20 protein-coding genes are annotated in these 25788 nt (G+C 40.2%); 14 read left to right on the forward strand and 6 right to left on the reverse strand.

The annotated features are described in order from the left end of the window. The first annotated feature begins 115 nt into the window (after positions 1–115). From sbnA to C7972_RS06620, 6 genes are all read left to right on the forward strand, one after another. Positions 116–1141, forward strand: a complete 1026-nt coding sequence (gene sbnA, locus C7972_RS06595) for a 2,3-diaminopropionate biosynthesis protein SbnA (RefSeq protein WP_110355422.1) — start codon at positions 116–118, stop codon at positions 1139–1141. Beyond that, positions 1128–2948 (forward strand): FAD/NAD(P)-binding protein, encoded by a 1821-nt coding sequence (locus tag C7972_RS06600; protein WP_110355423.1) that lies wholly within the window; start codon positions 1128–1130, stop codon positions 2946–2948. Before sbnA ends, C7972_RS06600 begins: the two co-directional genes overlap by 14 nt. Next, positions 2945–4411 carry a Y4yA family PLP-dependent enzyme gene (locus tag C7972_RS06605; RefSeq protein WP_110355424.1) on the forward strand — a complete coding sequence of 489 codons (1467 nt, stop codon included), beginning with the start codon at positions 2945–2947 and terminating at the stop codon, positions 4409–4411. The genes C7972_RS06600 and C7972_RS06605 overlap by 4 nt, the downstream gene beginning before the upstream one ends. Positions 4412–4462: 51 nt before the next feature. Next, positions 4463–4714 carry a SemiSWEET family sugar transporter gene (locus tag C7972_RS06610; protein WP_110355425.1) on the forward strand — a complete coding sequence of 84 codons (252 nt, stop codon included), beginning with the start codon at positions 4463–4465 and terminating at the stop codon, positions 4712–4714. Between the two features lie 333 nt (positions 4715–5047). Beyond that, a complete protein-coding gene (locus C7972_RS06615; protein ID WP_110355426.1) occupies positions 5048–5449 on the forward strand; it encodes a VOC family protein in 402 nt (133 codons plus the stop codon). Positions 5450–5787: 338 nt separating this feature from the next. Next, positions 5788–6237 (forward strand): PA2169 family four-helix-bundle protein, encoded by a 450-nt coding sequence (locus tag C7972_RS06620; RefSeq protein ID WP_181422835.1) that lies wholly within the window; start codon positions 5788–5790, stop codon positions 6235–6237. A gap of 462 nt (positions 6238–6699) precedes the next feature. On the opposite strand, the gene C7972_RS06625 is transcribed toward C7972_RS06620, so the two are convergent. After that, positions 6700–9126, reverse strand: coding sequence for an aminotransferase class I/II-fold pyridoxal phosphate-dependent enzyme (locus C7972_RS06625; protein WP_110355428.1), 2427 nt, complete (start codon positions 9124–9126; stop codon positions 6700–6702). Positions 9127–9349: 223 nt separating this feature from the next. Between C7972_RS06625 and C7972_RS06630 the strand changes: the two genes are divergently transcribed. From C7972_RS06630 to C7972_RS06645, 4 genes are all read left to right on the forward strand, one after another. Continuing rightward, positions 9350–9727: a hypothetical protein gene (locus C7972_RS06630; RefSeq protein WP_110355429.1), complete on the forward strand. Its 378-nt coding sequence runs from the start codon at positions 9350–9352 to the stop codon at positions 9725–9727. A 77-nt stretch (positions 9728–9804) separates the two neighbouring features. Next, positions 9805–10758: a helix-turn-helix transcriptional regulator gene (locus C7972_RS06635; RefSeq protein WP_110355430.1), complete on the forward strand. Its 954-nt coding sequence runs from the start codon at positions 9805–9807 to the stop codon at positions 10756–10758. A 106-nt stretch (positions 10759–10864) separates the two neighbouring features. After that, on the forward strand, positions 10865–11335 hold the full coding sequence (locus C7972_RS06640) for a MauE/DoxX family redox-associated membrane protein (protein WP_110355431.1): 471 nt from the start codon (positions 10865–10867) through the stop codon (positions 11333–11335). A gap of 105 nt (positions 11336–11440) precedes the next feature. Then, positions 11441–11752: a DUF6520 family protein gene (locus C7972_RS06645; RefSeq protein WP_110355432.1), complete on the forward strand. Its 312-nt coding sequence runs from the start codon at positions 11441–11443 to the stop codon at positions 11750–11752. A 57-nt stretch (positions 11753–11809) separates the two neighbouring features. On the opposite strand, the gene C7972_RS06650 is transcribed toward C7972_RS06645, so the two are convergent. Genes C7972_RS06650 through C7972_RS06660 form a run of 3 tightly spaced genes read right to left on the reverse strand, consistent with a single transcriptional unit; the run spans position 11810 to position 19117 of the window. Continuing rightward, entirely contained in the window at positions 11810–14662 is a 2853-nt protein-coding gene (locus C7972_RS06650; protein ID WP_110355433.1) for a pitrilysin family protein, read from the reverse strand. A gap of 17 nt (positions 14663–14679) precedes the next feature. Then, a complete protein-coding gene (locus C7972_RS06655; RefSeq protein WP_110355434.1) occupies positions 14680–16077 on the reverse strand; it encodes a RagB/SusD family nutrient uptake outer membrane protein in 1398 nt (465 codons plus the stop codon). A gap of 10 nt (positions 16078–16087) precedes the next feature. Continuing rightward, positions 16088–19117: a SusC/RagA family TonB-linked outer membrane protein gene (locus tag C7972_RS06660; RefSeq protein WP_110355435.1), complete on the reverse strand. Its 3030-nt coding sequence runs from the start codon at positions 19115–19117 to the stop codon at positions 16088–16090. 866 nt (positions 19118–19983) lie between these two features. Here C7972_RS06660 and C7972_RS06670 point away from each other — a divergent pair. After that, positions 19984–20205, forward strand: coding sequence for a helix-turn-helix domain-containing protein (locus C7972_RS06670; RefSeq protein WP_110355437.1), 222 nt, complete (start codon positions 19984–19986; stop codon positions 20203–20205). Positions 20206–20489: 284 nt separating this feature from the next. Here the strand turns inward: C7972_RS06670 and C7972_RS06675 are convergent, their stop codons facing one another. After that, positions 20490–21758: a chloride channel protein gene (locus tag C7972_RS06675; protein WP_110355438.1), complete on the reverse strand. Its 1269-nt coding sequence runs from the start codon at positions 21756–21758 to the stop codon at positions 20490–20492. A gap of 683 nt (positions 21759–22441) precedes the next feature. On the opposite strand from C7972_RS06675, the gene nadA reads away from it, so the two are divergent. The 3 genes from nadA to C7972_RS06695 are packed head-to-tail and all read left to right on the forward strand — an operon-like array spanning position 22442 to position 25360. Next, positions 22442–23368: a quinolinate synthase NadA gene (gene nadA / locus C7972_RS06685; RefSeq protein WP_110355440.1), complete on the forward strand. Its 927-nt coding sequence runs from the start codon at positions 22442–22444 to the stop codon at positions 23366–23368. A gap of 1 nt (position 23369) precedes the next feature. After that, positions 23370–24959, forward strand: coding sequence for an L-aspartate oxidase (gene nadB, locus C7972_RS06690; protein WP_110355441.1), 1590 nt, complete (start codon positions 23370–23372; stop codon positions 24957–24959). Positions 24960–24988: 29 nt separating this feature from the next. Beyond that, the gene (locus tag C7972_RS06695) at positions 24989–25360 is read left to right on the forward strand and encodes a putative zinc-binding protein (protein WP_110355442.1); all 372 of its coding nucleotides are present in this window, start codon (positions 24989–24991) and stop codon (positions 25358–25360) included. Between the two features lie 69 nt (positions 25361–25429). On the opposite strand, the gene C7972_RS06700 is transcribed toward C7972_RS06695, so the two are convergent. After that, the gene (locus tag C7972_RS06700) at positions 25430–25765 is read right to left on the reverse strand and encodes a hypothetical protein (RefSeq protein ID WP_146216280.1); all 336 of its coding nucleotides are present in this window, start codon (positions 25763–25765) and stop codon (positions 25430–25432) included. Positions 25766–25788 lie beyond the last annotated feature (23 nt).

A 25788-nucleotide genomic window follows, 5' to 3' on the forward strand; every position in this document is an offset into this window, starting at 1 on the left:
AGCAAAAATTATGGATATCAGGTTAATATTAGCTTCAATTAGGATTTATCTTACCAAAAAATTAGCGGTTGTTTTATGACTGCCAAACATTGGTTAAAACTATAATGTTACTCCTATGAAAAAGATAGCTTCCCATATATTGGATTCCATTGGCAATACACCAATGGTCCATTTAAAAAGAATTTTTGAAGACAATAGATTCGTATATGCAAAGATGGAAGGTTTCAATCCTGGCGGTAGTATGAAAGATCGGTCTGCCAGCCGCATCATCTCTGAATTAATGAGGGATGGGAAAATAAAAAAAGGGGGAACGGTCATAGAATCAAGTTCTGGTAATATGGCTATAGGCCTAGCGCAGGCCTGTTTATTTCATGGATTGAAACTAAAAGTAGTGGTAGATCCCAACCTCAATCCCCATACGCGCAAGTTATTGGAGGTCTATGGAGCCGAATTAATAATGGTAGATCGTCCAATAGCAGATGGTGGTTTTTTAGGTGCAAGATTGGAGAAGGTGCAAGAGTTGCTTTATTCTGATCCCAATAGCGTTTGGTCTAACCAGTACCGCAACCCAAATAACCCAAAAGCATACAGCAACACCATGAGGGAAATAATGCATTCATTAAACAATCGGGTCGACTATATTTTTATTGCTACCAGTACTTGTGGTAGTCTTATGGGATGCGCAGACTATATTCAAAAGCATAATCTAAGCACAAAATTGGTTGCTATTGATGCAATAGGTAGCGTATTATTTGGTGGACCAATCAAATCGAGAAAAATCCCTGGTCATGGTGCCGGCATGCCTTCCCACTTTCTTGTTCCGGATAAGGTGCATGATGTTATTCATGTAGCGGATATTGATTGTATAAGGGGTTGTGTAAAACTATTGCACCATGAAGCTATTCTTGCCGGTGGTTCTTCAGGCGGTGTTGTTTCTGCCTATCTTAAGTATCAATACAAACTGCCCGAAGGTTCTGTGTCTGTACTTTTATTCCCTGATAAGGGAGAACGCTACTTGGATACAATCTATAATCCTCAATGGGTTAGACAAAATTTCGATATCGATCAAATTCCATTGCATTTTAACCCTAGCGATTTGATCAACAGCAACACTCAAATACCTATACATGAAAGCTTATAGAATCGCAATAGTAGGTTTGGGGCCCAAAGGTCTTTATGCTTTTGAACGACTTCTGGCACAACTGGGCAAAATTGAAGGGGAACAGGAAATAGAGGTTCATTTATTTGAAAAATCGGGAAATTATGGAGCTGGAGCGATATATGATCCCAATCAGCCCGATTATTTACTCATGAACTATCCAAATCGTAATATCGATGTATGGCCAACAGAAAATTTAAAGCCTGTTGTTGAACATTCTCCCTCTTTTTCGGAGTGGTTAACAAATAGAACTCCTGAGAAAGTGGCAAGCTATGATGACCAATTTGCATCACGGTCACTGGTTGGTAAATATTTAAAGGACAGTTTCGAAAATTTATATAAGCGGGGTATCCAATCATACCGTATCATTAAACACAGCTGCGCTGTTGTTGATATTTCCAAAATGGAGGAAGCTTATAAAATGAGATTAAAAGTAGCGATGGATGGAGAGGATCAAACCCTTATTGTAAACAATATTTTAATATCCACAGGTCATTGTAGTTGGAAAGGTAGTTTTGAAGAAAGAAAACATGGAGATGGGACCAAGATCCCTGAAAAATCGACCGTACCATTTATCTATCCGGTTAATTTAAAATTATCTAAGGTACAAGGCAATACTCCGGTTGCGATCAAAGGCATGGGTTTAACTTTTATTGATGCTGTGCTAGCGCTCACAGAAGGTCGTGGAGGTCGTTTTTTGACAAAAAATGATGACTTGGTTGTCTATGAACCTTCGTATAAGGAGCCCAGCATTATACATGCTTTTTCCCGTACTGGACTTCCCATGGTTCCCCGTTCTGTTGATGAAGGAAAAAAGGCATATCGGCCTGTCTACTTCACACATGATTCCATTCGCAGAAGTATGGGTAATGGGCAGAAACCTTGTTTTTTAAAGCATATTTTACCATTATATAAATTAGAGACCGAATATCGTTACTATACTGTAGCTTTTAAAAACAAAGGGCTAACATTGTACCCAGAAGACAATGCGAATGGGTTAAGGCGTCAAATCTTGAATTTCCACAAGGATTATACGGAGGAGTATCCATTTCGTTTCGAAAATATGTTCAGGTCCGTAGATATACAAAACCCCTCTGTAAAACTTGGGCCTTTGGCTTATTTGAGATATCTGGTGGAAGAAGCCGAATTGGGATCAGAAAAAAGTCCATTCATGGCGGCGGCCATGACATGGGGAAAAATTAGTGGACTATTTAGGAGTGTTTACAATTTTGGGGGAATGACTGCAGAATCCCACCAAATGTTCGAACAAAATTTTCGTTCGCAACTAAATAGAATTTCCTATGGCCCTCCCCTAACCAATATGAAAAAAATAGTGGCCCTGGTAGAATCGGGAATTTTGAATTTGGACTATGCTAAAAAGCCAAATCTTCTTTGGAAGCAAAACAGATGGCATTTAGGGGTGAAGAACAGGAAGCCTGTTGAAGCCGAAATGCTTGTTGATGCACGTATTCCCACCAATGTTTCCCAAGCGGATTGGTCGCCTTTATTGAAGGGTATGCAAAAAAATGAGCTATTAAGGGAGTTTATTGTTCCCGGAAAAAAAAGCTACAACACATCTTGTCCGGAAATTGATAGAAGTGGAAGACTGGTTGATCCAGAGGGGAATATCAATAATGATATTACTTTATATGGAACATTAACTGAAGGCATAGTATATGATAATGATTCACTTTCGCGAGAGTGCAATAATTTTGCATCTTCATGGGCCTTGCGAACCGTAGAAAAATATTCCGAAATCCAGTTAAACAGTAAAATAGAAGCACCATGAAAAGTTTATCCTATTCAAAATCCAATGGCCAATATCCCCTGACCCCAGTTACCAATCCATGGATGATTGATATTATGGCCGAAACAGATCTTGTGAAAAAGTTGATCAAAAATTATAAGTCTCCAGTAAATTTGCACCACATACCTTCCTTTGAACACAATATTGATTCCTTCCAAGAGGTTTTTAAAAAGTACAATATCGATTCCAGAATCTATTTTGCCAGAAAAGCAAATAAATCAAAGAGTCTTGTTAAAGCTGCCTTGGATTTTGAAATTGGAGTGGATACCGCCAGCTTTAATGAACTTGAACAATCAATAAAACTTGGAGCAAATTCGGAATACTTGGTATTGACAGCGGCCATTAAAACATCGGAAATGTTGAAATTGGCAATACAGAACAATGTGGTAATAATTATTGACAACCATGATGAGCTTAAGCTGACCCAAAAAATTGCCAAGGAACTGAATATAATTGCACTTATTGGAATTCGCCTTAGCGGTTTTATAGTTGCAGGTAAAAAATTGTATAGCAGATTTGGTTTCGACATAGAAGGAGAGAGGAGTCGCCTGAAGTTATGGTTTTCCCAGAAATCTGAATTCCCCAACATTTTACTTAAAGGCCTACATTTTCATTTGGACGGGTATTCCATAGTTCAACGTGCGGAGGCAATCCTTCAAACTTTGCAATTTGTGGATGAACTAAAGGCATGTGGATGTAATATTACCTTTTTGGACATCGGTGGTGGTATCTTGGTAAATTACCTTGAATCGAAAAAGGAGTGGGAAGATTTTCAAACAGGCTTGCAATTGGCTGTACTGGAAGAAAAACCGCCATTGACCTTTAAGAATAATGGTTTGGGTTTTAAAATAGCTGAAACTGGAAATTCCATAGAAGGAAACTTGAAGACCTATCCGTACTTCAATGAAATAAATGGACCGGAATTTCTGGAGCAGATTCTAACTTACACAAAAGATTCCAACCCTCCGGTACATGAGCTCCTAAATGAAAGGAATATCCAATTGCGCATTGAACCAGGTCGTTCATTGTTGAACGGTGTGGGGCTGACGATTGCGACTGTGGCCCATAGAAAACAGGATGCCAATGGCACTTGGCTTGTAGGATTGGAAATGAATATGAGTCAATTAAAAAGTTCTAGTGCCGATTTCTTGGTGGATCCCTATATCATTTACCAAAATTCTGAAAGTGATATTGGCTCTGTGGAGCTTTTCTTTACCGGTGCATATTGTTTGGAACAAGATATCCTATTGAAACGAAAACTCTCTTTCCCAAAATTACCCGACATCGGGGATTTTGTTGTATTTGTTAATACCGGTGGCTACATGATGCATTTTTATGAAACCGAAGCACACCTTTTTGAGCTGTCTACAAACCTATATATACAAGAAGCAAAAGATAATGAACCTCTTCAAATATTGGCAGATGATTCGATTTCAAATATCTGATTATCAATTATTTATAATATATATTGAAATAACTCTTAAACATTATAATGTATGGCCGATATTATCGGAATATTTGCGGGATTTTTTACAACCATTGGTGCGTTGCCCCAAATAATTAAGGCATACCGAACCAAAAGTGTAGGCGACATATCGCTATGGATGTTTACTACAATCCTAACAGGAGTTATCCTTTGGACGGTTTATGGAACAATTAAAATGGATTGGCCAATAATTATAACCAATGGCATATCGGCTATATTGAATGGTATAATGATTTTATTTTATTTTAAATTTTCCAAGTGATCATAAAACTAATTTTCCAATAGAAATGTTCCTGGACGTTTTATACATACTTCATGGGGACTAACCTCTATGCCTATACTTATTATAGATTTCATGTCTGCTGATAAAAGGATAAACAGCCTAAATGTGCAGGAATAGTTACAGGTATTTTAAGAGCATGTCGCTTCCAATTTATCCCTTACAATTTTATGAAATCCATGACCCAAATTTAATTGGTAGATTAATGCAACATAGAGTTCCCCTCTTTAGTTTTTGAACTAAGGACAATTCTTTTACGATTAAACTTATCGATCTTTCCAAAGTAAATTTATCATAAACTAAAAAATTTAAGATATGACTGTACAAGCTTATTTGGCTTTTGGGGGAAACTGTCAAGAGGCCCTCAATTTTTACGCGGATTGTTTCAATGCGGAAATTAGGAATAGACAAACTTATGCAGATAAGGAAATCGATGTCCCATCTTCTTTTAGAGATAAATTACAACATGCTGAACTCAAGGGCAAAGGTGTATATTTAATGGCCTATGATGCCGCACCTGATACTCCTTTGACCGATGGCAGTAAGATACATTTGAGCATTGATTTGGACCAAAAGGAAAAAGCGGAAGCTATTTATGCAAAATTATCGGCCGGTGGCCGCATTCACCATGGGTTACGGGAAAGAGAGTGGAACGCCCTTTTCGCACGCTTTACTGATAAATATGGAATCAATTGGATGATTAACTGTGATATTTGAAGCTAGGGGTACCAATGGGGATGTTTAACAACCCTTAAAACATAAATGAAAACTTCTATATGGATGAGATCTGCTGTGATTTTACACTTTTTCAAAGCCCAAATACCCGTTTAAATCCACCATTGACTTTGAATATAATATGAGCGAATTTTCAATTGAATAATTAGCATGTTTCTTTCCCTGGTCAAGTGTAGAAACCGAAAACCATAAAACTGCTGTATCACAATTATTAGAGGTCATAATTATTTGTATTGAATTAATGTTTTGTTACAATGCATCGTAATTTTAAACTATGCCAAACGGTAGGCGTTATTGGTTACCGTATAAAATTTGTAAATATGAATAATAATGTAAGAGATATTAAAGATCAATTAAATGATATCATTCAGAAAAACGAGGATTCCATCAAGGGGTATAAAAAGGCGGCCGAGAATACCACGGAAGTAGGACTGCAAACCTATTTTCTAGATAAGGCCCGTGAGCGAGGTATATTTTTGGTCGAGTTAAAATCCGTTGTCCCGGCTGTAAATACTAGGCGTGAAATTGATGGTAGCACCTTAGGGGCATTGCACCGAACTTGGATGGATGTGAAGGCATTCTTTTCGGGCGATGAAGCTGAATCAATGTTGGAAGAGGCTATTAGAGGTGATAACGCTGCCATTGAAGAATACAATGATATTCTAGAGGATGGTCGCTTACCACTGGATGTAGCCAATGTAATAAGAAGACAAAGGGATCAGCTTAGGCAAGATCTGCAACGAATAAAAACATTGGAAGATCTGAGATAGTCCATGTCTCCCATCTTAGTGAGGCCGTTCCAATAATTAAATTGGAACGGCTTTTTTTATTTACCGGCACACAAAATTCTTTGACGATTATAGTTCCAGGTATTAAATTGCTCTGTCCTATACACTTTTCTTCCTTAAATTTGCATGCTAAGGTGCAATCGGAACCCTGACTCCGTTGGAAGTTTATTAGTGAAACTCAATTTTGAGAAGTCGGTAAGACGCACTAAAAATTGCAAGTTGAACTAATCCCGGCTTTTTCGGCGGGATCTAGGTTCTATACCTCGACCCTAGGGTCGATTCCTATTATTGGGTTCGGGGCCTGCCTAAGTCGGCAGACAGGCCTACCTATGTCGGCAGACAGGCCTGCCCTGAGGTTTAATACCTTTTATTAAATACCTTAAAGTCCCATAAATTCATTTCGTTGGTTTCAATAAAAATTCCAATTAATAAAGAATACTTCTGTTAATCGTTGTTTTCAAGCATCCCGACCAATTCCAAGCTATAGTTGTCCTTGGATTGGATATAGGCAAACTTTGAAATGGTCTCTGCTCCTAATTTTCTTTTTTCAAAGGCAGCGGTCATTCCAAATGGAATCTTTTTACATCCTATCTCCCCTGCCCGCTTAATGGTCTGGAATAATAGCTGACGATATATTTGGTGTACTTTAGCATATTCGTAGTCCATTCCAATAAAGGCAGGAACATAGCCTTTACCAATATTTTTATAACAGAACATTACCCCTACCATTAGTTCTCTTCCATCTTTGGAAAAAGCTGCCTTCAGTCTAAGAGTTATAAATTCCCAACCTGGATGATCGTTCATGAGTTTGAATATTTTTTTAGGAAATGAAAAGGTGTTTAGCCCTAGATTGTTGTGTCTAACGTTCTCCAAAAGATTAAATAGATGGTCGTGCCCATGTGGGTCGATTTTATCCTTGACCTCTACCCTAAACCGCTCTTCATAAGCAGCGATATCTTTTCTAAAATGACTTCTGGAGCGTTTGGTTAGGTTTGAAATATAGGTTGAACTGTCTTGCCAATTTAGTTTGGTTATGATACTCGAATCTGGCATGGATACTTGTATAAAACCATGATTATGAAAAAAATCATGAAGTTTATCATCTTTGATAAAGTCTCTAAACACCAACATTTTGGTATTTAACTTATGGTCCAATGCCTCCAATGCATCCAACATCAGTAGTAAAGCTTCATGCCATAAGGCATGCGAAGTATCCAAATACATGTGATTTCCTTCCGTAAACAAGGACCCCATTCCGAGAACATTTGATGTCATGAGATAGGGGTTCTGTTGTCTTGATTCCTCTACTTTCCGGGAGACCGATTCAGGGGCCAACATATCGTCCTTCCAAAGGGAGTAGGTAAAAAAAGTAGCCAGTACGGGTTTGTTCATTAGGTCTCGAAAAATATAATAGTGAAATCCCCAATTTTCTTCTTTCTTTTTGTTTTTCGAAAAAAGTGCTTCCAAAAATCGTAGCCCTTCCCAATCGAAAATACCGTATTCCCCTAATAAGGCATCCCAGCTATTTTTAGGTATTTTGGAAATACTATTGGTGTACTGAACTTTCAGATTATTCTTCAACTCTTTATCTATTTTTTTTATGTCAAGTGTTGGCAGTTTAAAAGCGGACCTTACCTTTTCGTCCGAGCTATAAGTTGCTTCCAGGGCACGGGGGTAATGATATTGCATGGCCTCTACTAAGCCTTTGATTTCTTCCTGTTGATTATGTCTTGAAATAGTGATACGTACACCGGTATTTTTTACTGGGACGGCGGGGAATAATCCCAAATTGACAAAATATCCTTCCTGCATCATCCGGTTTACAAAATTATAACCTGTTATTGGCATTCCGGTACCAATATAGAATACAGGTGAATTGTTCTTTTCAACCAGTGGGAGGTCCGATTGTGCAAGGAGCATATTAAAATACGCTATACGCTCTTTGAGATCGGCCTGGAGGGAATAGATTTCTGGTGACAAGTGTATGTTGGCCGATGCAATGGCAGCTGCCACGGATGCCGGTTCCAATTGGGCAGAAAAAGTCAAGGGTCCTCCAAAATTTTTAATTTTCGCGTACATTTTGGCATTGGAGCACGTAAGTACGGAACCGCTTGCACCAAAAGTCTTGCTCAAAGTTCCAAAGAGTAAAATTTGTTCAGGAAGCTCCTTTAAATTATCCAGTACATATCCGGTTCCATTCTTTCCGATCCAACTCATACCGTGAACATCGTCAAAATAAAGGTGTAGTTGTGGATATTTATTACAAAGTTCTATTAGTTCCGCAATAGGTGAAACATCACCGAACATGGAATATACTCCATCTGCCATATACCAGATTCTTCTATATTTCGATGAAAGCTTTCTAATCCTATCCTCCAACATTTCCAGATTGTTATGCCTGATCATATCGATTGGAATGCTCCTGGCTTTTAGAAGTTTTACAGCACTTTGTACGCTCCAATGCACCTGATGATCTAGAACGATGGCATCCTGATCCGCAACGGCACTGGGTATGACCCCCAAATGTCCCAGGGTACTATTTTTAGTAATTATTATTGGGGTGGAATACATTTCGGTAAGCTTTTCTTCCAGAGTCCTGTACAACGGATGTGAAATATAGGTTTTTGAAAGTGGGAATTGTGTGCCATATCGATTGATAGCGTCCATAGCGGCTTTTTTTAATCTTTGATCCTGTTCCAGGCCCAAATATCCGGTGGTTCCGAAGTGAAAAAGATTCCTTTGTCCAATGCGTATATGCCTACCGGTCAATCGGTCTCCCTCGGCATATAGATGTAGTACTCCCTGCCTTTTGGCATCGTTGAATACACTGTCTACAGTATCAAGAAAATTGTTGTGTTTTATCTTCGCCATTTTTTGGCTCTTTTATAAGGTGACCTCTAAATAAACTGTTTTTTTAATATGTAAAGTACATATAATCAGCATTATAACACCACTAAAACCCCTTGTGGTACGAAATAAATCCCTTTTGGAACATTAATAATCCCTTAGAGATAAGTTCTATATTATTATATAGATAATCGTACAAAATTTGTATAAAAATTATTACTTTGAATTGCATTTTTGGAGAGTTACCATGAAAAATAGTTTCGAAAATGAATATGCCGAGTATTGTATAGATAATGGAGTTGTCCTTTTTGTCTACAAACAAAATATTGCTATCGAATTGGCCGGAGCCATGGAAATTGTGTCAGATCGTTTAAAACTGCAAAAGGGCAAGGCCTACCCTATTCTTTGTGATATAAGGGGTATTAAGGATATTAATAAGGATGCCAGAAGATATCTGGCTACCGAAGGCTCTTTGCTTACCAAAGCTGTGGCCTTTATTTCCGATACCCCCCTTTCCCAGATGCTGACCGATTTATACCTGATTGCCAACATACCTCCCATTCCCACCAAGGTAGTTAGCAATGAGTTGGAAGGGATGGAGTTTCTTTTGGAATTTATTGAATGAATGGACAAGCTGCATAATAACAAAATCCAAGATCCATAATTGAAGTGTTTTAATGTAGTAACATAGCCTGTGAATCCATGGAGAACCTAACTTATAACAATAGGCTTAACAAAGTTTTTCAACTGTTGATAGAAATATCAAGGGGCAACTTTTCCTATCGCTTGGAAAGGACCGATAAGCAGGACGAATTAGAGGCTCTCTCTGCCATCGTGAATATTGTTGCTGAAGAAATAAAGGATTCCTTTCTGCACCAAGGGTATGTTAATATGCACGACTCCTATATGCACTTGGTGCAAATGATTTTTTTCTTGGATAAGAACTTTAGAATGGTCTATATCAACCAAGATGTCACCAAATTATTGCACTGGAAAAAAATAGAGCTCCTAGATCTTCCCTTAGTAAATCTTCTTGAAAAAGAATCGATAAAAAAATGGGTCAATTTTACCAAGGCTCTTAAATCCGACCAAGCTTTTGAAAAAAATATGCGACTGGTATTTAGGACCAAATCGGATTTACAGCTTCCTGCGTACTGTAAGATTGTTAACCTGCCCCAAAAGGGTTATTCCACGCCCAGTTATATGCTAATATCTTCGGATATTGTTAGAAACACCGAAATACAGGAAAGAAAATTGCAATCCAAAATCTTAAAACAAATACGACGCCCCAGACCCAAACATCTTATTGAAGAAAAGTCTTTTCTAAATGTATCGGATTTGGAAACTTTCAGGGCTATAGGAACCTATCTCAAAAACAACCTTGACAAAAACGCCCCGTCCCTGAAGGAGTTGGCCCATGAATTTGGCACCAATGAATATAAACTTAAAAGGGGGTTCAAGGAGTTGTTTGGGATGACTGTGTTTCAGTTTCTCAAAAATGAGCGACTGAGGAATGCCCATATATGGGTGAAGGGTTCCAATGAACCGTTTAAGCGGATCGCAAGGCAAAATGGATTTAAAAACGCCACCCATTTTTCACGTGAATTCAAGGCCAGGTATGGATATACGCCTAGAGATCTAAGGGCCAACTCCTGACCTCAATATTATAAAAACAAATCCTTTTCAGAACAGTTATTATCCCAGAGAGATAAATCGACCACCTTACTTTTATACCATTCAATATCAAAACGATACAAATGATATGAAATGGCATCAAAAACATAGCACAGTAATTTTAGAAGCCATTGCCCTGCTTTTTATTATTCTATTCGCTTATGCCGGACTTACTAAGTTAATGGAAGGGCATTTGTTCTATGACAACATCAGGAATTCACCAGTACTTGGGGGCAAGGCCATGGCCTCTTTGGCCGCTTGGGTCATACCCCTATCGGAACTTACCGTTGCCGTGTTGTTGGTCTGGCGCAGAACCCGGATGATTGGATTATATGGAGCACTGGGCCTTATGCTGTTATTTACAGGTTATACCGTTGCCATTGTGTTTTTTGCCCCTTATAGGCCCTGTTCCTGTGGAGGTGTTATCTCGCTATTGACCTGGGAACAGCATTTGGTATTTAATCTGGTATTGCTTCTTTTGGCCATGATGGCCATATCATCCTCCCTCAAAAAAAACACCATGGGACAAGATCCATCAAGGACCATGGAACCGAAATGAAAATATAAAATGATAAAAATATTTTGTTGCGCAGCAAGAGCAGGGGGAAGACCGAAAACCTGGACAATAGAGTAGGCGCTTATTATTAATTAAAATTATATTATCATGAAAAAGTTGAAATTGATATTACCGATGTTGGCATTTATTTTTGCCATTGCACTGTCGTTTGCATTTGTGGACAAATCAGCGGACAAGGACTATTACGCCACCAAGTACATTGAGGTCCCTGGTGGTTGGGCCACAATTGAGGTCAATTGTCATGCGGGAAGTTTGGATTGTAGTGTAAAATTTTCCGGAGCACCATCCATGACCTTTCCTGTCTATGATCAAAAGGATACCGATTATCCGACCGATGGAAATGGCGAATTGATAACCATTACCGGTTCTGTTCCAAGTCCCGATGACCCAGAATTGTAGTGAACAAACCATAGGAGCGAAAAATTCGCTCCTATGGTCTATTCTTAATCCAAAGTACTATCGATCTCCCATTTGGTCCGATAGCATTATAAATTGAAAGGGTTTGACCGTCAATAAATTTTGGGCAGTATTTTTGATATCTTCCGGGGAAAGGGATTTGATGAACTTCTGTTCATCCTCTATACTTGACCAGGGTTCCCCATATCTATAAAATGCATGGATTTTCTTGGAGATCCATTTATTATTTTGTATTTCGTTCTCCGAATATTCCATCATATTTTTAATAAACCGCTCCCATAATCCAGGATCTACCAAATTGTTTTTGTAATGTTCCACTACTTGCCTGGTATCATTGATCAATCTATCCATATTTTCTGGATGACAACTAAACTCAATAAAGATCTCATTAAAAGGACGCATCGGATCAAGATTACTTGTAAGCGATATATCATAAAGTCCACCTTCCTTGGAATTAAACCGTAGGTGTTGCTTTGCCGAAAAATCCATCATCCAAGCCAATAACCTAATTTTAATATCCTCTTTCCAGTCACTATTATCGGAATTCCTATTTGAAACATGGACCAACTTTACTTTTGATGCTTTTATATATTCCTGTGGGGAAAGATGTATTGAACGGGGACTTGGTAAGCTACCCTGTTTTATTGCTATGGAACTATCGCACTTTTTTGACTGTTCCACTATTGGCAGATTACCTAAATATTTCCGACTTAGGGCCAGTACCTTTTCTTCTGAAAAATCTCCTATGAATACAAATGTAAAGTTGGTAGGAGAGCCAAAAATATCCCGGTAGATTTCATATGCACGGTCCAAGTTGGTTTTAGAGACACCTTCAAGGATATTTTCCCTATTGGGAAATAATGTGTAATCGCCCAAGATCGATTTAATGTCTCCCATGAAGTCACTTTCATTGGCTTTCTTCATTGCTATGGATGAAGTGGCGTTCAATTTCCAATCCTTAAAGGCCAGGCTATTTTTATTAGGTTCCATAAAATAGAGATATACCAATTTTAGTGCCATTTCCAGATCCTCGACTGAAAGGTAACCCGTTATTCCGGCTTCATTATAATTTATATAGGGCATAACTTTCCCACCAAACCCCTTTTCAGAAAATAATCTTTTTAGATCAAACTTGTTCAGTCCCCCCACTCCTGAATTTTTCACTATTTCAACAGAATTTAAGGCCGAAAAGTAATCCGTCTTTGGATAACAGCTTATACCTTTAGGGGTGAAGCCATGAAGGCTTATCCCAGCGGCTTTTTGGGTATTTGGGCCCAACGGGTTCATAACTATGCGAACACCATTGCCCAATACGTATTCTGTCGTTTTCGGTATGGGATGGGCTGTTTTTAATATAGAGGTAGTTTTTAAGCCTTTCTGGATGGACAAGGGCATAAGGGCTGTTGGCGAAATTGGCGGACTATACATCCGAACAGGTAATTTAGAGGCCTCGGCAATCCAGCCCCTGACAGTATTTTCCGAATAGGACAATACAGGATGGCCGGAAGGGGCCAACATTAGTATATCTATTTCCCTTGGTCCGGTCTTAATACCCTCCGTTACAAAATTATTAAGTTCCTCCAAGGTCAGATCGTTTATCAGGTTACGTAAAATCGACTTTTTATTGGGAGGCAAAACTTTGCCATAGATAAAATTATCCAGGATATCATCCATCCAATAGGCCACTTTCGTGGTATCCTTTTTGTTCAGGGCAACCAGATATTTTCTTTTACATTCCTCAAATTCTTGTGCTGTAAAGCCATAGACCTTGAGTTGCCGCAACAATCGCATCGACTTTAAAATTGCTTCTTTCCCAAGCCCTCCTTCGATTCTAATGCGCAGAAACAACCCTAGGGAAGACGGAATTGAATAACCCGGAAAAACCTTATACGTGGACGCGTAAACCTCATTATCCGTTTTGAACCTGTCCATGAGCATGGTCAATAAAAGTGACCTTTTCTGCTCGTTTTGCAAAACTTCCAGTCCTTGTTCTTCGCTATCCTTTCCCTGTCTCATATATAAGCGTAGATTTACGGCCTGGTTTTTGGAACCTTCTTTCATGTAGGTTAACTCTTTGGATATAAACTGCGGGGACGAATTTCTATAATCACTATAATCTTTATTGGGGGAACGTGGATCCCTGACCTTTTTGCTCCTTGAAAATTTGTCCGTGATTTCCTTTTCCAGAGCACCAATGTCCCGGATATCCCCCACTACTACAATGGCCATTAGATCTGGACGGTACCAGTCGTTGTAGTATCGCAGGAGGGGTTCATAGGGAAAGGAATGGATGTAATCCGCATAATCTTTTGGACGTTGCGCACCTCTTCCCAACATAGCACTTTCCATACCCACCAAGATCGATTTGGCATCAAATCCGCCCCTCGTCACTATTTCATTTAATATTACGGAACGCTCACTATCGATATATTCCTTTTTAAGGTCCAAATCCCAGATAATATCCTGTAAAAGTTGAAATGCGATCCGCCTTTCTTTATCGGTCCCGACCTTTTGGATCAAATAGTTGGAGAAATCAAAGGAAGTGTTGCCATTGATCTGGCCTATATCAAAACCGGCATCGTGGGCCTTGGCTATGGTCATATTCCTACCTGCCTTGAAAGCTATGTGCTCTATAAAATGGTCCAATTCATATTGATCGGGATCCTGATTTGCGGACCCGGCCCTGATAAGCAGGCGTATTTCCATTTCTGAAGAACCGGAACCCGTCGGTTTTATATAATAGGTCAGTCCATTGGACAATTCCCCTTTACGTATACCGGGATCCAGACCAATCTTATCCTGTTGCACAGAAGGATACATAATAATGGGGACCCAAATAAAAATGGTATACAGAAAGAGTGATATTGTATGTTTTATGGTTTGATTTTTCATTACAGGCCTATTGAGGATTAATAACCATTATTTTGTGTCAGTGAAGGGTTTTTGTCGATTTCTGTTTCCGGTATTGGATAAAGTACATCGGTATCCTGCCATAACGGTTTTTTTATGCCCAATACCTTTGAAACCGATCCCGTACGCTTTAGATCCAGCCATCGGTGGCCCCATTCCGTAAACAGTTCCCTGCGGCGCTCCAAGTGAATGGAATCCAATAGGGCCGCCCTGTTTATTCCAGGGTCTATTATCGATAGCGGTACAAGGTGGGCACGTGTCCTTATTTTATCCAGGTCCGCAATGGCCCCGGGCAAATTATCCTGATGCGCCCTGGCTTCGGCCCTTATCAGATATTGTTCCGCCAATCTCAGTACCATGGAGTATTCCGTTATTACATTCGCACTGTTTACTTTATATTTGAAAGGATAGTGATACACTCCATCTTCGGTGTCCAGTTTTCCTATCCAATGTTCCATTCTAAGGTCCTCATCGGCAAAGGACCCCATTAGATCAGTGGTCAATGCAACAGGTTTTTGGGAATTGGGCGGAGGACTTGTCAGGATCAGGATACGGCCCTCGTTGGTAACAAAACTGAGACTTCTCCCGGCGGGGGTTATCTGCCAAATGGCCTCTTTGCTATTGGCCAGGAAAATGTCGTCAAGATGGTCCAAAAGCGTAAAGTTCTCCGTACTGCCAATGATTTCGGTACTATGGTTTTCGGCTTTTTCCCAATTTTCCAAATAGAGGTGGACCCTTGCCAAAAGGGCCTGAGCCGTAAACCTATTGGCACGCCATCTTTCCCCTTCCCCATAGGAATCGCCAAGGACATGTATGGAACTTTCCAGATCAGTGGTCATGGCACTGTAAATATCCTCTATACTGGATCTGGGTGCCATCGCATTCTGTCGGTAATCCGAAGATTGTACCAAGGGTACCTCTCCGTACAGGTTGACCAGGTAGAAATAGGCAAAAGCCCTGACGAATTGTACTTCTCCCATCAATCTATCCCTAGTTTTATTCGATACCCCGCTATATGTATCAAGTCCATCCAGTACAGCATTGCACATATATATAATATTATAGGCGCTGGACCATAGGGTCTGGTTATAGGCGTTATCGGATATTATTTCGGATTCTTGAAATTCCGACATTTCCTGATTTAGAGTGATGGTACGAAGATTATCCGCGGACAGGTCTCCCAGAAGGGTCACGGAACGAAATCCACCATTGGAAAACCCATCTAGATTGTACAGTTCATTATATATGCCCATCACAGCAGCATTGGCGGTTTCGTCACTTCCAAACACGGTTTCACTGCTTATTTTATTATCGGGAAGGTCAACATCCACAAATTCTTCGCATGCAGTATGCAGAAGGCAGATACTAAGTACTATGATATACCATTTATGTTTCATATTATCGGTTTTATAAGTTCAATTGGATTCCACATGTTATTGTTCTTAAAGGGGGTACCGCCCCTCTTCCGCCCTGGGGATCCAACCCTTTGTATTTCGTTATGGTAAGGAGGTTCTGTCCCCTTACGTACAGGTTCATTGCCTTAATATTTAGTTTTTCCATTAAGGTCCGGGGCAATTGATAGGACAGGGATAGGTTTTTTAATCTTGCAAAGGATGCGTCCCCTACTCCCAAAGAACTATTGGCGGCCCTGCTAAAGGCATTACTGGAGGCACTGGATTGTGATGCCTTTTGTATATCCTCGGCATCTCCCGGATTTTTCCAAGTATTAAGGAAGTCCAAAGGCCCGTTGCCATAATTTCCAGGTGCCGTACTGTTGAATATGTTGCTGAAGTTGACCTGGTCAATATATTCCCATAGGAACTGCAGGGAAATTCCTTTATATTGAATATGGTTATTGATTCCACCATAGTACTTTCTTCCCATGTTTTTGATTACCACCCTATCATCGTTGTCCAACCTTCCGTCCCCATCGATATCCTGGATTTGGTAAAAACCGGTTTCGGGGTCTATGCCGTCATACCTGTAGCGCAGCGTTATATCCAGTGGATATCCTACCCTGTACATATGGGCATATGAGGTCTGGTCAATATTATGGAATTCTACCAATTTGTTATCGGGCAGGGTGAAGTTCAAGGAAGTCTGCCAGGAAAAATTAATGCTATTAATAAGGGTAGCGGCCAGTTCCACCTCCCAACCGGAGTTTTCTATCAATGCCGGAAGATTGGCCTGTACGGAGGTAAATCCGGTAATCGATGGCAATGGGTACCCCACCAATTGGTTGGAGGAACGGTTGCGGTACCAATTTATCATCAAATTGACACGGTCCCTATATAATCCGAGGTGTAGGGCAGCTTCCAGTTTTTTGTTCACCTCCCAGGAGTAATCCGGGTTGAAAAGCTGCGTTGGGTACAATCCTCCCGTTCCATCGGTAGCTACATAGGAATCTATAAAGCCATAATCAGGGATCTGGTCACTTCCCGTAGTCCCGTAACTTGCCCGGATCTTTCCAAAGCTCAAGAAGGGAACATTTTCTTGGACACCCCTCTCTTCCGAGAAGATCCAGGCCCCTCCCACGGCCCAAAAATTGGAGAACCGCTTATCTGGCGCAAAACGCGAAGACCCGTCCCTTCTGCCCGTAAGATTCAGCAAATACTTTTTGTTCCAGTTCAGCCCAAGGCGCCCAAACAGTGCCCCGTACCGGTAATCAATATGATCATCGCCCAAAATTCTAACATTGTCCGCAGCCCTTAGATTTCCCATTAATATTTTATTGGCGTACCCTCGGCCTTCCACCTTCCGGTAGTTGTTCATGTTATCCTGAAGGGTAACGCCCAACAGGCCTGCAACCTCCAATTTGCCATACGCGCCATTATACGCGATCTGGGGCTCTACTATCCAAGACCGTCTTTTGGACTGGCTCTGGATGGTACGAAGTGCTATGTATTGCCATAAATTCGGATTATATCGCTCCCTATAATACTCGATGCGGTCTTCATTGTCCAGATTGGAATATCCTGAATTCATTTTCAACTTCACTCCGCTCATAAGGGCATAGGAAAGGTTTAGACTTGCAAGAAGGTTATTGGTCTTAATGTCCTGGGGTTCTTCCAAGACCGCCAAAGGGTTGTCCACCACCCAATTGTCCCAATTGAGAGTGCCATCGTCATTATAGATGGAAGGTGCGTTTGGGGGTGTGGTAAGGGCATAATTGACAAAGTTGGTGCCGTTGAAAATTCTATTTTCATCCACTCCGTAATTGGCAGAAAAATTCAGTTGGAACTTTTTGTTCTTGGAGCGATGGTCAACATTGATGTTTCCGGTCAGTTTGTTGTAGTCAAAATTTCCTTGAAAAACAGAACCCTGCCCATGATAGGAACCGCCTGCAATGTAGGAAGTTTGTTCGTTCCCTCCTGAAACGACCATATTAATGGCCGAATTATATGCCGTACCACCAAATAATACGTTCTGCCAATCCGTATAACGGTCCTGGTCCCATAAAGTGAGTTCAGGAGCAAATGCATCCTCGGGGTCCATTCCGTCATTTGCAATGGCCTGCCTTCTTAAGGAAAGGTATTGCGGGGTATTCAACAGCCTTACCTTATTGGAAACATGGGATAGGCCAGAGTACATGTTGATATGTAGGGAAGTATGGTCCTTAGTTCCTTTCCATTTTTTGGTGGTGATCAGCACCACCCCATTGGCCCCTCGGGAACCATAAATGGCCGTGGCGTCCGCATCCTTCAGGACCTCTATACTTTCTATATTTGATAGGTTCAGGGTACTTAGGGGGTCTATGCCCACATTATTGGTAAACAGCCCTCCACTTTGCAAGGGTGTGGAATTAATAGGGACTCCGTCCACTATAAAAAGGGGATAATTGCCCTCGCTTCTCAGACTATTGGTGCCCCGTATGCGTATGGCGGGAGCCAGGCCGGTAATACCTACCCCCTGCTCCACTTCCACCCCGGGCATCCTTCCTTCCAATGTCTGCAACGGACTTACTATGGGCTGCAGTTCTATTTCCTTGGCCGTGACCCTGCTGATGCTCCCGGTGCGTTCCCTTTCCTTTACCGTATAGTAACCGGCATTGACCTCTACTTCCTGCAGTTCGGTGACCTCGGACTGCATCTCTACGTCCAGGGTGGTCCTGCCCAGTACGGGAAGTTCCCTGCTGTGGTAGCCCAGATAGGAAAAGACTAGGATATCCTTATTGTTTACCAAAAGGGAATAGCCCCCATTTGGATCGGTGAAGGTACCGGTATTGGTACCCTTGATAAGTACATGTACCCCTGGCATGGGTCCGTAACTATCGGTGACGGTACCACTAAGCTGGTACTGTTGCTGGGTATCCAGATTGAAAAAAGATCTAAAACCATGCTCATGGGGGAAATGGGCAAAGTAAGGAGGGGGAATAAAAAAGCAGATAAATAGTAAGCAAAGACTTAGAATATCCCTGTATTCAGGATTATTTTTCATAATTTTGAAGATTAGATGAAACTTAGTTTTATGTAGTCTAGGCCTTCCAAACGTTTGCGTCAACTGGGTTTGGGAGGCATTTTTTATTGAAGTTCTATGTCATGGGCATAAAGTATTTACTGTTTATGGTATGCTTATATAATGGTAAGGGACATAGTTTACCTAAAAAAGTAACTGTTTCCTGGCCATAGGTAGGCCTTCCCTCCTGCCCCAAAGCTGTTTTAATTATAGCTAATAGGACAAATGGGCAGACCTAAAGGTCTTTAGGTTGCTTTGTCGTTATTTGGCCGGATGCCAAAAATGTGTGGATCGTGGATTATGGGATAAAAATATTTTCGGGTTCCGGAAAAATTGGTACAACAGAAATCCCATAATAAATGAACTGATAATACCAGTTCAGTGCAAACCTATATTGGGTTCTTGGGCTTTTTGGTAAAGAGAATGTCATACACGGTATGCTGCAAAAGAACGGTAAGATGCCCAGCGGCCCTTTTACCAATTAAGTTACATAAGATGTGTTTCATAGCTCCTTTAGCCTTTTAGTGATTGCTTGCAAAAATTCTAAATATAACAACGCTCGGCATAAAGTGGGTTGGGTCATAAGAGTTTAAAACCCCACTTAGGAACTAAATACTGGTTAAGCATATTGTGATAAGAAAACCCATGCCCCGGGTCATGGGCATCTTGCTTATCATCCCGTGCATCAAGTTACCAGTTTTTAGACCGGGAATCCAAGCGACTGCTTCTAGACTAATTCAAATAGAAGAATCGCAAACATATGTTAATGAGGTAAATATAATGAAAAATATTTATATGCGGATTTTTGTCCGCACTTTTTTCTTCGAGAACTTTTTTATTTGTCTTAAATGGATAAGTTAAGCAAATCAATTTGTTCTTATATTGCACAGAATTGGATTGAAGAATCCAAATCGCAAAGGTCATTTGCATTGGACCATGCCATTGATGAAAAAACCGTGCGCAGGATAAAATCGGACCCAGATTATATAATTAGCTTGGTCACTTTAAAAAAAATATGTGACGCCCGAAATATAAGGCTTTCCGAATTTCTGGAATTATTGGGGTATTAAATTTCTCTGTGCTCTTTTCAATATAATTATTGTTCAACTATCCCAATTAGTCATTCTTGCCCAGGTATCGGCCCAACCGCTTCCTTTTTTAATCCTTTAAAATGAATGGTTACCAATACTAGCTTAAGTTTTTGAATTTTTCAATCAATTGGCTCAATTATATCTATACCTTTTTCCAATACTCCTCAGTGATAATGAGTAATTTTGTGTGGATTTGGATTTTTTATTTCTTCAATCCTACACTTGGAAATATAACTTTTAGGATAAGCTTACTTCCATACTGTTTATTCATTTTCCATTTGGGAACCTATAAAAGGAATTCTTGGGGCTAAAAAATAACCTGTTAAACAGGCAAAAAGGATGGGAATGAAATGTCCAAATCCAGTTAAGGTGGCCAATAATATTGTAGTACTCATGGGTGTTCTGGTAACACAGGCATTAATTGCCCCCATACAACTAACAATGGCCAAGGTAAGGTTGACTGTTGGAAACAGTTGATGTATTATAAGACCTAAGGTAGCCCCTACAAAAAAAAGAGGAATAATGAATCCGCCTCTCCAACCAGCAGTAACGGTTATGGAAATAGCAATGATTTTAAAAATCAATATGGCAAATAACAGGGACAGTGAAAAATCACCTTCCAATAACTCATTAATTTCGTGATGTCCGAAGTATCTGGTAATTGGGAAATAAAAGGCAATTATTCCCAGTAGAATACCACCGATAAGTGTTTTGATGAATATGGGTAGTGGCCTTTTTTCAAAAATTGATTTGAAAAATTTAGTGCAAAAAATGAACCCCCAACCGAATAGGGCCCCAATTATAGCAAATAATACAGCATAGGCAAAATCAAATATACCCGAATATTCATAACCGGATAAATCCCACAATGGACCAAGCCCTAGATGAATAATAAAGGCAAATACCAAATAACTAAAACAACTTGCAACAAAGGCGGGGATAATTGCTTTGTAATACTCCACGGCATGTTTATGATGTAGTATTTCCAAGGAAAACAGGCTACCGCCCAACGGTGCCCCAAATAGGGCAGTAAATCCTGAAGCCATTCCTGCGATACTTAAAGACCTCAACTCTTCTCCCTTGAGTCGGAATAACTTGCCCATCCATGTACCTGTTGAACCTGTTACTTGTACCAAAGGGGCCTCTGGTCCGAGACTTCCTCCCGATGCTACGCACAATAAGGAGGAAAGTATCATGGAAGGATTGTTTTTTGGGTCGAGTTTTCCTTTGTTGAAACGGATGTTGTTGACAATTAAATGAATTTCTCCCGGGTCTCCGATAAAGTGGATAATCAAACCTGCCAAAAGTCCGCATATTGCCATTAGGGGAATTACTTGCCAACCTTCAAATAATGCCAGTTTCAGGGTTAAGAATTCCAGTGCAATCCAATATATTCCAGCAATAATTCCGCCAATTAACCCAAGTAAGGCCCATAATAAAAATGTTCGACTAAAAACAAAGGGGTTAAATCGGACAGGTTGGTCAAGAATATTTAAATAGGTGACTAATTTTCTTCTTCTCTTTAATTTCACTTTATGAGTCTATATTATGGGACATTGCACATGTTGGCAATTTGGGATCTTGGTTATAATTTTTTTTTGTTCCCTTTTTTCAACAGTCCTTTCTCTGGAACATTCATTGTTTCAACATTTTTAAAGCCGCATTTTCTATATGGTCCATCGTCATTTCGGCTGCCCATCCATGTAAGAATAAGGAGTTCTGATTTATTATATTTTACAGAACATGAACCAAACCATTATCCACCACTAGGTGGCAGAAAATATTCTGCGGGGAGGCCTTTGCAAAAATAGTATAATTACCAGTATTCCCACGTAGTGGAATAAAAGATATTAAACCTCAGGGAAGCCTGTCTGCCGACTTAGGCAGGCCTGTCTGCCGACAAAGGCAGGCCCTGAACCCAATATTAGGAATCGACCCTAGATCCCGCCAAAAAAGGCGGGATTATTTCAACTTGCAATTTTAAGTGCGTCTTACCGACTTCCCAAAATTGAGTTTCACTAATAAAGACTCTTTAAATCTTTTGTTACAAACAGGATCGACTTTTATCATTACAACCCTAGTATGATAATTAAGGATGCCCATAATTGAATACATTCTGGTTTTATGTGATAATTGTAAAATTTAATGATAATTATCATTTTCCATCTTGGTCCATAAACCTACCTTTTTCCGCTCATATTTACTTGTAAATCTTATGGAATTAATAGAGAGCATAAACCAATTGAGACGTGGGAAAAATGCGGTAATTCTCGCACACTATTACCAACGGGATGAAATACAAAAAGTCGCAGATTATGTTGGTGATAGTTTGGGGCTTTCACAAAAGGCTGCTGAAACAGATGCCTCAATAATCGTATTTGCCGGGGTACATTTTATGGCAGAAACGGCGAAAATCCTAAATCCGACGAAAAAGGTATTGTTGCCCGACTTAGGTGCGGGGTGTTCGTTGGCCGAATCTTGTCCGCCTGAGTCATTTTCAACTTTCATAAAAGCACACCCGGAGCACTTGGTGATTACTTATATAAATTGTTCGGCGGAAATCAAGGCCATGAGCGATATAGTTTGTACTTCTTCCAATGCCCTAAAGATAGTGGAGTCGGTTCCTAAAGACAGGCCTATTATCTTTGCACCAGACAAGAATTTGGGACGTTACATCATTAAAAAAACGGGAAGGGATTTATTATTGTGGGATGGTTCCTGTGTGGTACACGAAGCTTTTTCCGTAGATAAATTATTGTCACTCTACAAGGAATATCCAGAATCAAAAATAATAGCCCATCCGGAATCCGAGGAGCATATTTTGGATCTGGCCACCTATATTGGTTCCACTGCCGGTATGATCAATTATGTTAAAAACCATTCCAATGAACAGTTTATTGTTGCCACGGAAGCCGGAATATTGCACAAAATGCAGCTGGAGGTCCCTTCTACCGTTCTTATTCCAGCACCGGCAGAGGAGGATAATACCTGCGCCTGTAGTGAATGTGCCTATATGAAAGTGAATACCCTGCAAAAAATTTATAATTGTCTTTTAAATGAAACACCACATATAGAGGTTCAAGAAGACATAAGGAGACGGGCACTGCAACCGATTCAAAGAATGTTGGAATTATCGAAATGAAATGGTATCAACAAATTATCTTGTTATAGGTTCCGGAGTTGCAGGATTGACGTATGCTGTGAAAATAGCCCAAAGGTTTCCCAATAGATCCGTAACTATTATTACGAAAGCCGATGAACAGGAATCCAACACAAAATATGCCCAGGGGGGTGTTGCTGTAGTAACGGATTTGGAAGAAGATTCTTTTCGGAAACACATTCATGACACCTTGGTTGCAGGAGACGGATTATGTGATGGGGCAGTTGTTGAAATGGTTATAAAGGAAGGTCCACATCGCCTCAAGGAATTAATGCGCTGGGGTGCTAGTTTTGATGTCAACAAATCGGGTAAACTGGATTTAGGATTGGAAGGTGGACATTCTGAAAACCGTGTTGTTCACCATAAGGACATTACTGGATACGAGGTTGAGCGCGTATTGCTTCAACAAGTTCATAAATTACAGAATGTTACCATTTTACCCTATCACTTTGCATTGGATCTTATTACGGAACATCACCTTACTATTTCCGATCCCAAAAATATAACGTGCCTTGGCGCATATGTCATGGATCAAAAAACAGGGGATATATTTACCATAAGGGCCGATAATATTTTATTGGCATCCGGTGGTATCGGTCGCGTATATGGCAATACCACAAATCCATTAATTGCAACAGGAGATGGTATAGCAATGGCTTATAGGGCAAAAGCTGAAATTAGGGATATGGAGTTTGTGCAGTTCCACCCCACTGCTATGTACAACAACAAGGGTGGGCGCTCATTTCTAATATCCGAAGCGGTAAGGGGCTTCGGTGCCTTGTTACGGAGCAAGAGTGGCCATAGATTTATGCCGGATTATGACAAAAGGGCGGAATTGGCTTCCAGGGATATCGTATCCCAATGTATAGACGCAGAGATGAAGAAATCAGGAGACAAAATGGTCTTTTTGGATTGCACCCATTTGGATATCACCGAATTCAAAAATCATTTTCCAAATATTTACCAAGAATGTTTGGCCAACCATATGGATATTGGAAAGGATTGGATCCCTGTTGTACCCGCCTCCCATTACCTCTGCGGCGGCATTGTAGTGGACAGGCATGGAAAGACTTCTGTAGCCAACCTTTTTGCATGTGGCGAATGTTCTTGTACTGGATTGCATGGAGCCAATAGATTGGCTTCCAACTCTTTGCTGGAAGCACTGGTATATGCCAATAATATTTATGAATATCAGGCTTCGAATTCTGTAGCGCCCAATAAGATTTCGATCCCTGATTGGAACGACCAAGGAACGACTGTCCCCAAAGAATATATTCTGGTGCAACACAATCTTGAGAGGCTGCAGAATCTTATGAGGGATTATGTGGGTATAGTTCGTAGTAATAGTAGATTGACCAAAGCTCTACAACATCTTGATTCAATTTATCTGGAGGTGGAGGAACTGTACAAAACGGTAAAAGTAAATACGAGACTATGTGAATTAAGAAATATGATAAATGTGGCGTATTTAATTATTCATCAATCCTTGAAACGTAGGGAGAATAAAGGAGGTTATTATAATATGGACAATGTGCGGACCAATACGGACAATCTACCAAAGAATCTATTATAAATGGAAACCACAATTTAAAAGTACTGATAATGGAAAATCAAAAGAAAAATAATCTGCCACTTATTTATTCCTGTTCTGGGTGTAGCAATGTTGCACAATTGGCAAACGATATCGCCCTAAAAATCAACGCCGAGGGCATTGCCGAAATGTCCTGTATAGCAGGGGTCGGAGGAAAGGTAAGATCGCTCGTTAAAAAGGCTAGATCCAGCAGGCCAATAATCGTTATTGACGGTTGTCCACTCCAATGCGCCAAGGAGTGTCTGAAGAACATTAACATAGAACCCGATGAGCATATCGTGCTTACCAATTTTAGTCTAAAGAAAAAGTATTACGAAGAATTAAGGTTGGAGGAAGCAGGAGAAATCTACGAACAAATTGTGCACAGAGCCATTAATTTGTAATTAATTTTTTTGATGGTTGCTAGCAATTGTATCCGGTGACTGCCATGATAAGGGTATCAAACCGTGGGCTTATCGACAAAATTGATCTATACCGTCGTCCAAATTCAGCATAAATTGGGTGCCCCTAATAAGGTCTTCCATCAAGTCCAGGGTACGCTCGTTCATTTTTAAACAAATATCGACCAACGGATTTGAACACCATATCTTATTACAGGCATTGCCTCCACAATCCTCACAAAAACAAGGTTCATGTGATTTTTGAACAATGCCCAATAAGTTCTGCAAATCTTCCCTGCTCATAAAAATTCCGATACTGTCTATTACCAATTGGATTTTACAATTCGGATTAGGGGAATTTTCCAGGTGATATGCCGCTCCATATATATTGCTGTAAATTAGTATCATGCCATGAATATAACTGCTGTAAT

Origin of the sequence: Arenibacter sp. ARW7G5Y1, from assembly GCF_003201775.1 — a bacterium.
Taxonomy (GTDB): domain Bacteria; phylum Bacteroidota; class Bacteroidia; order Flavobacteriales; family Flavobacteriaceae; genus Arenibacter.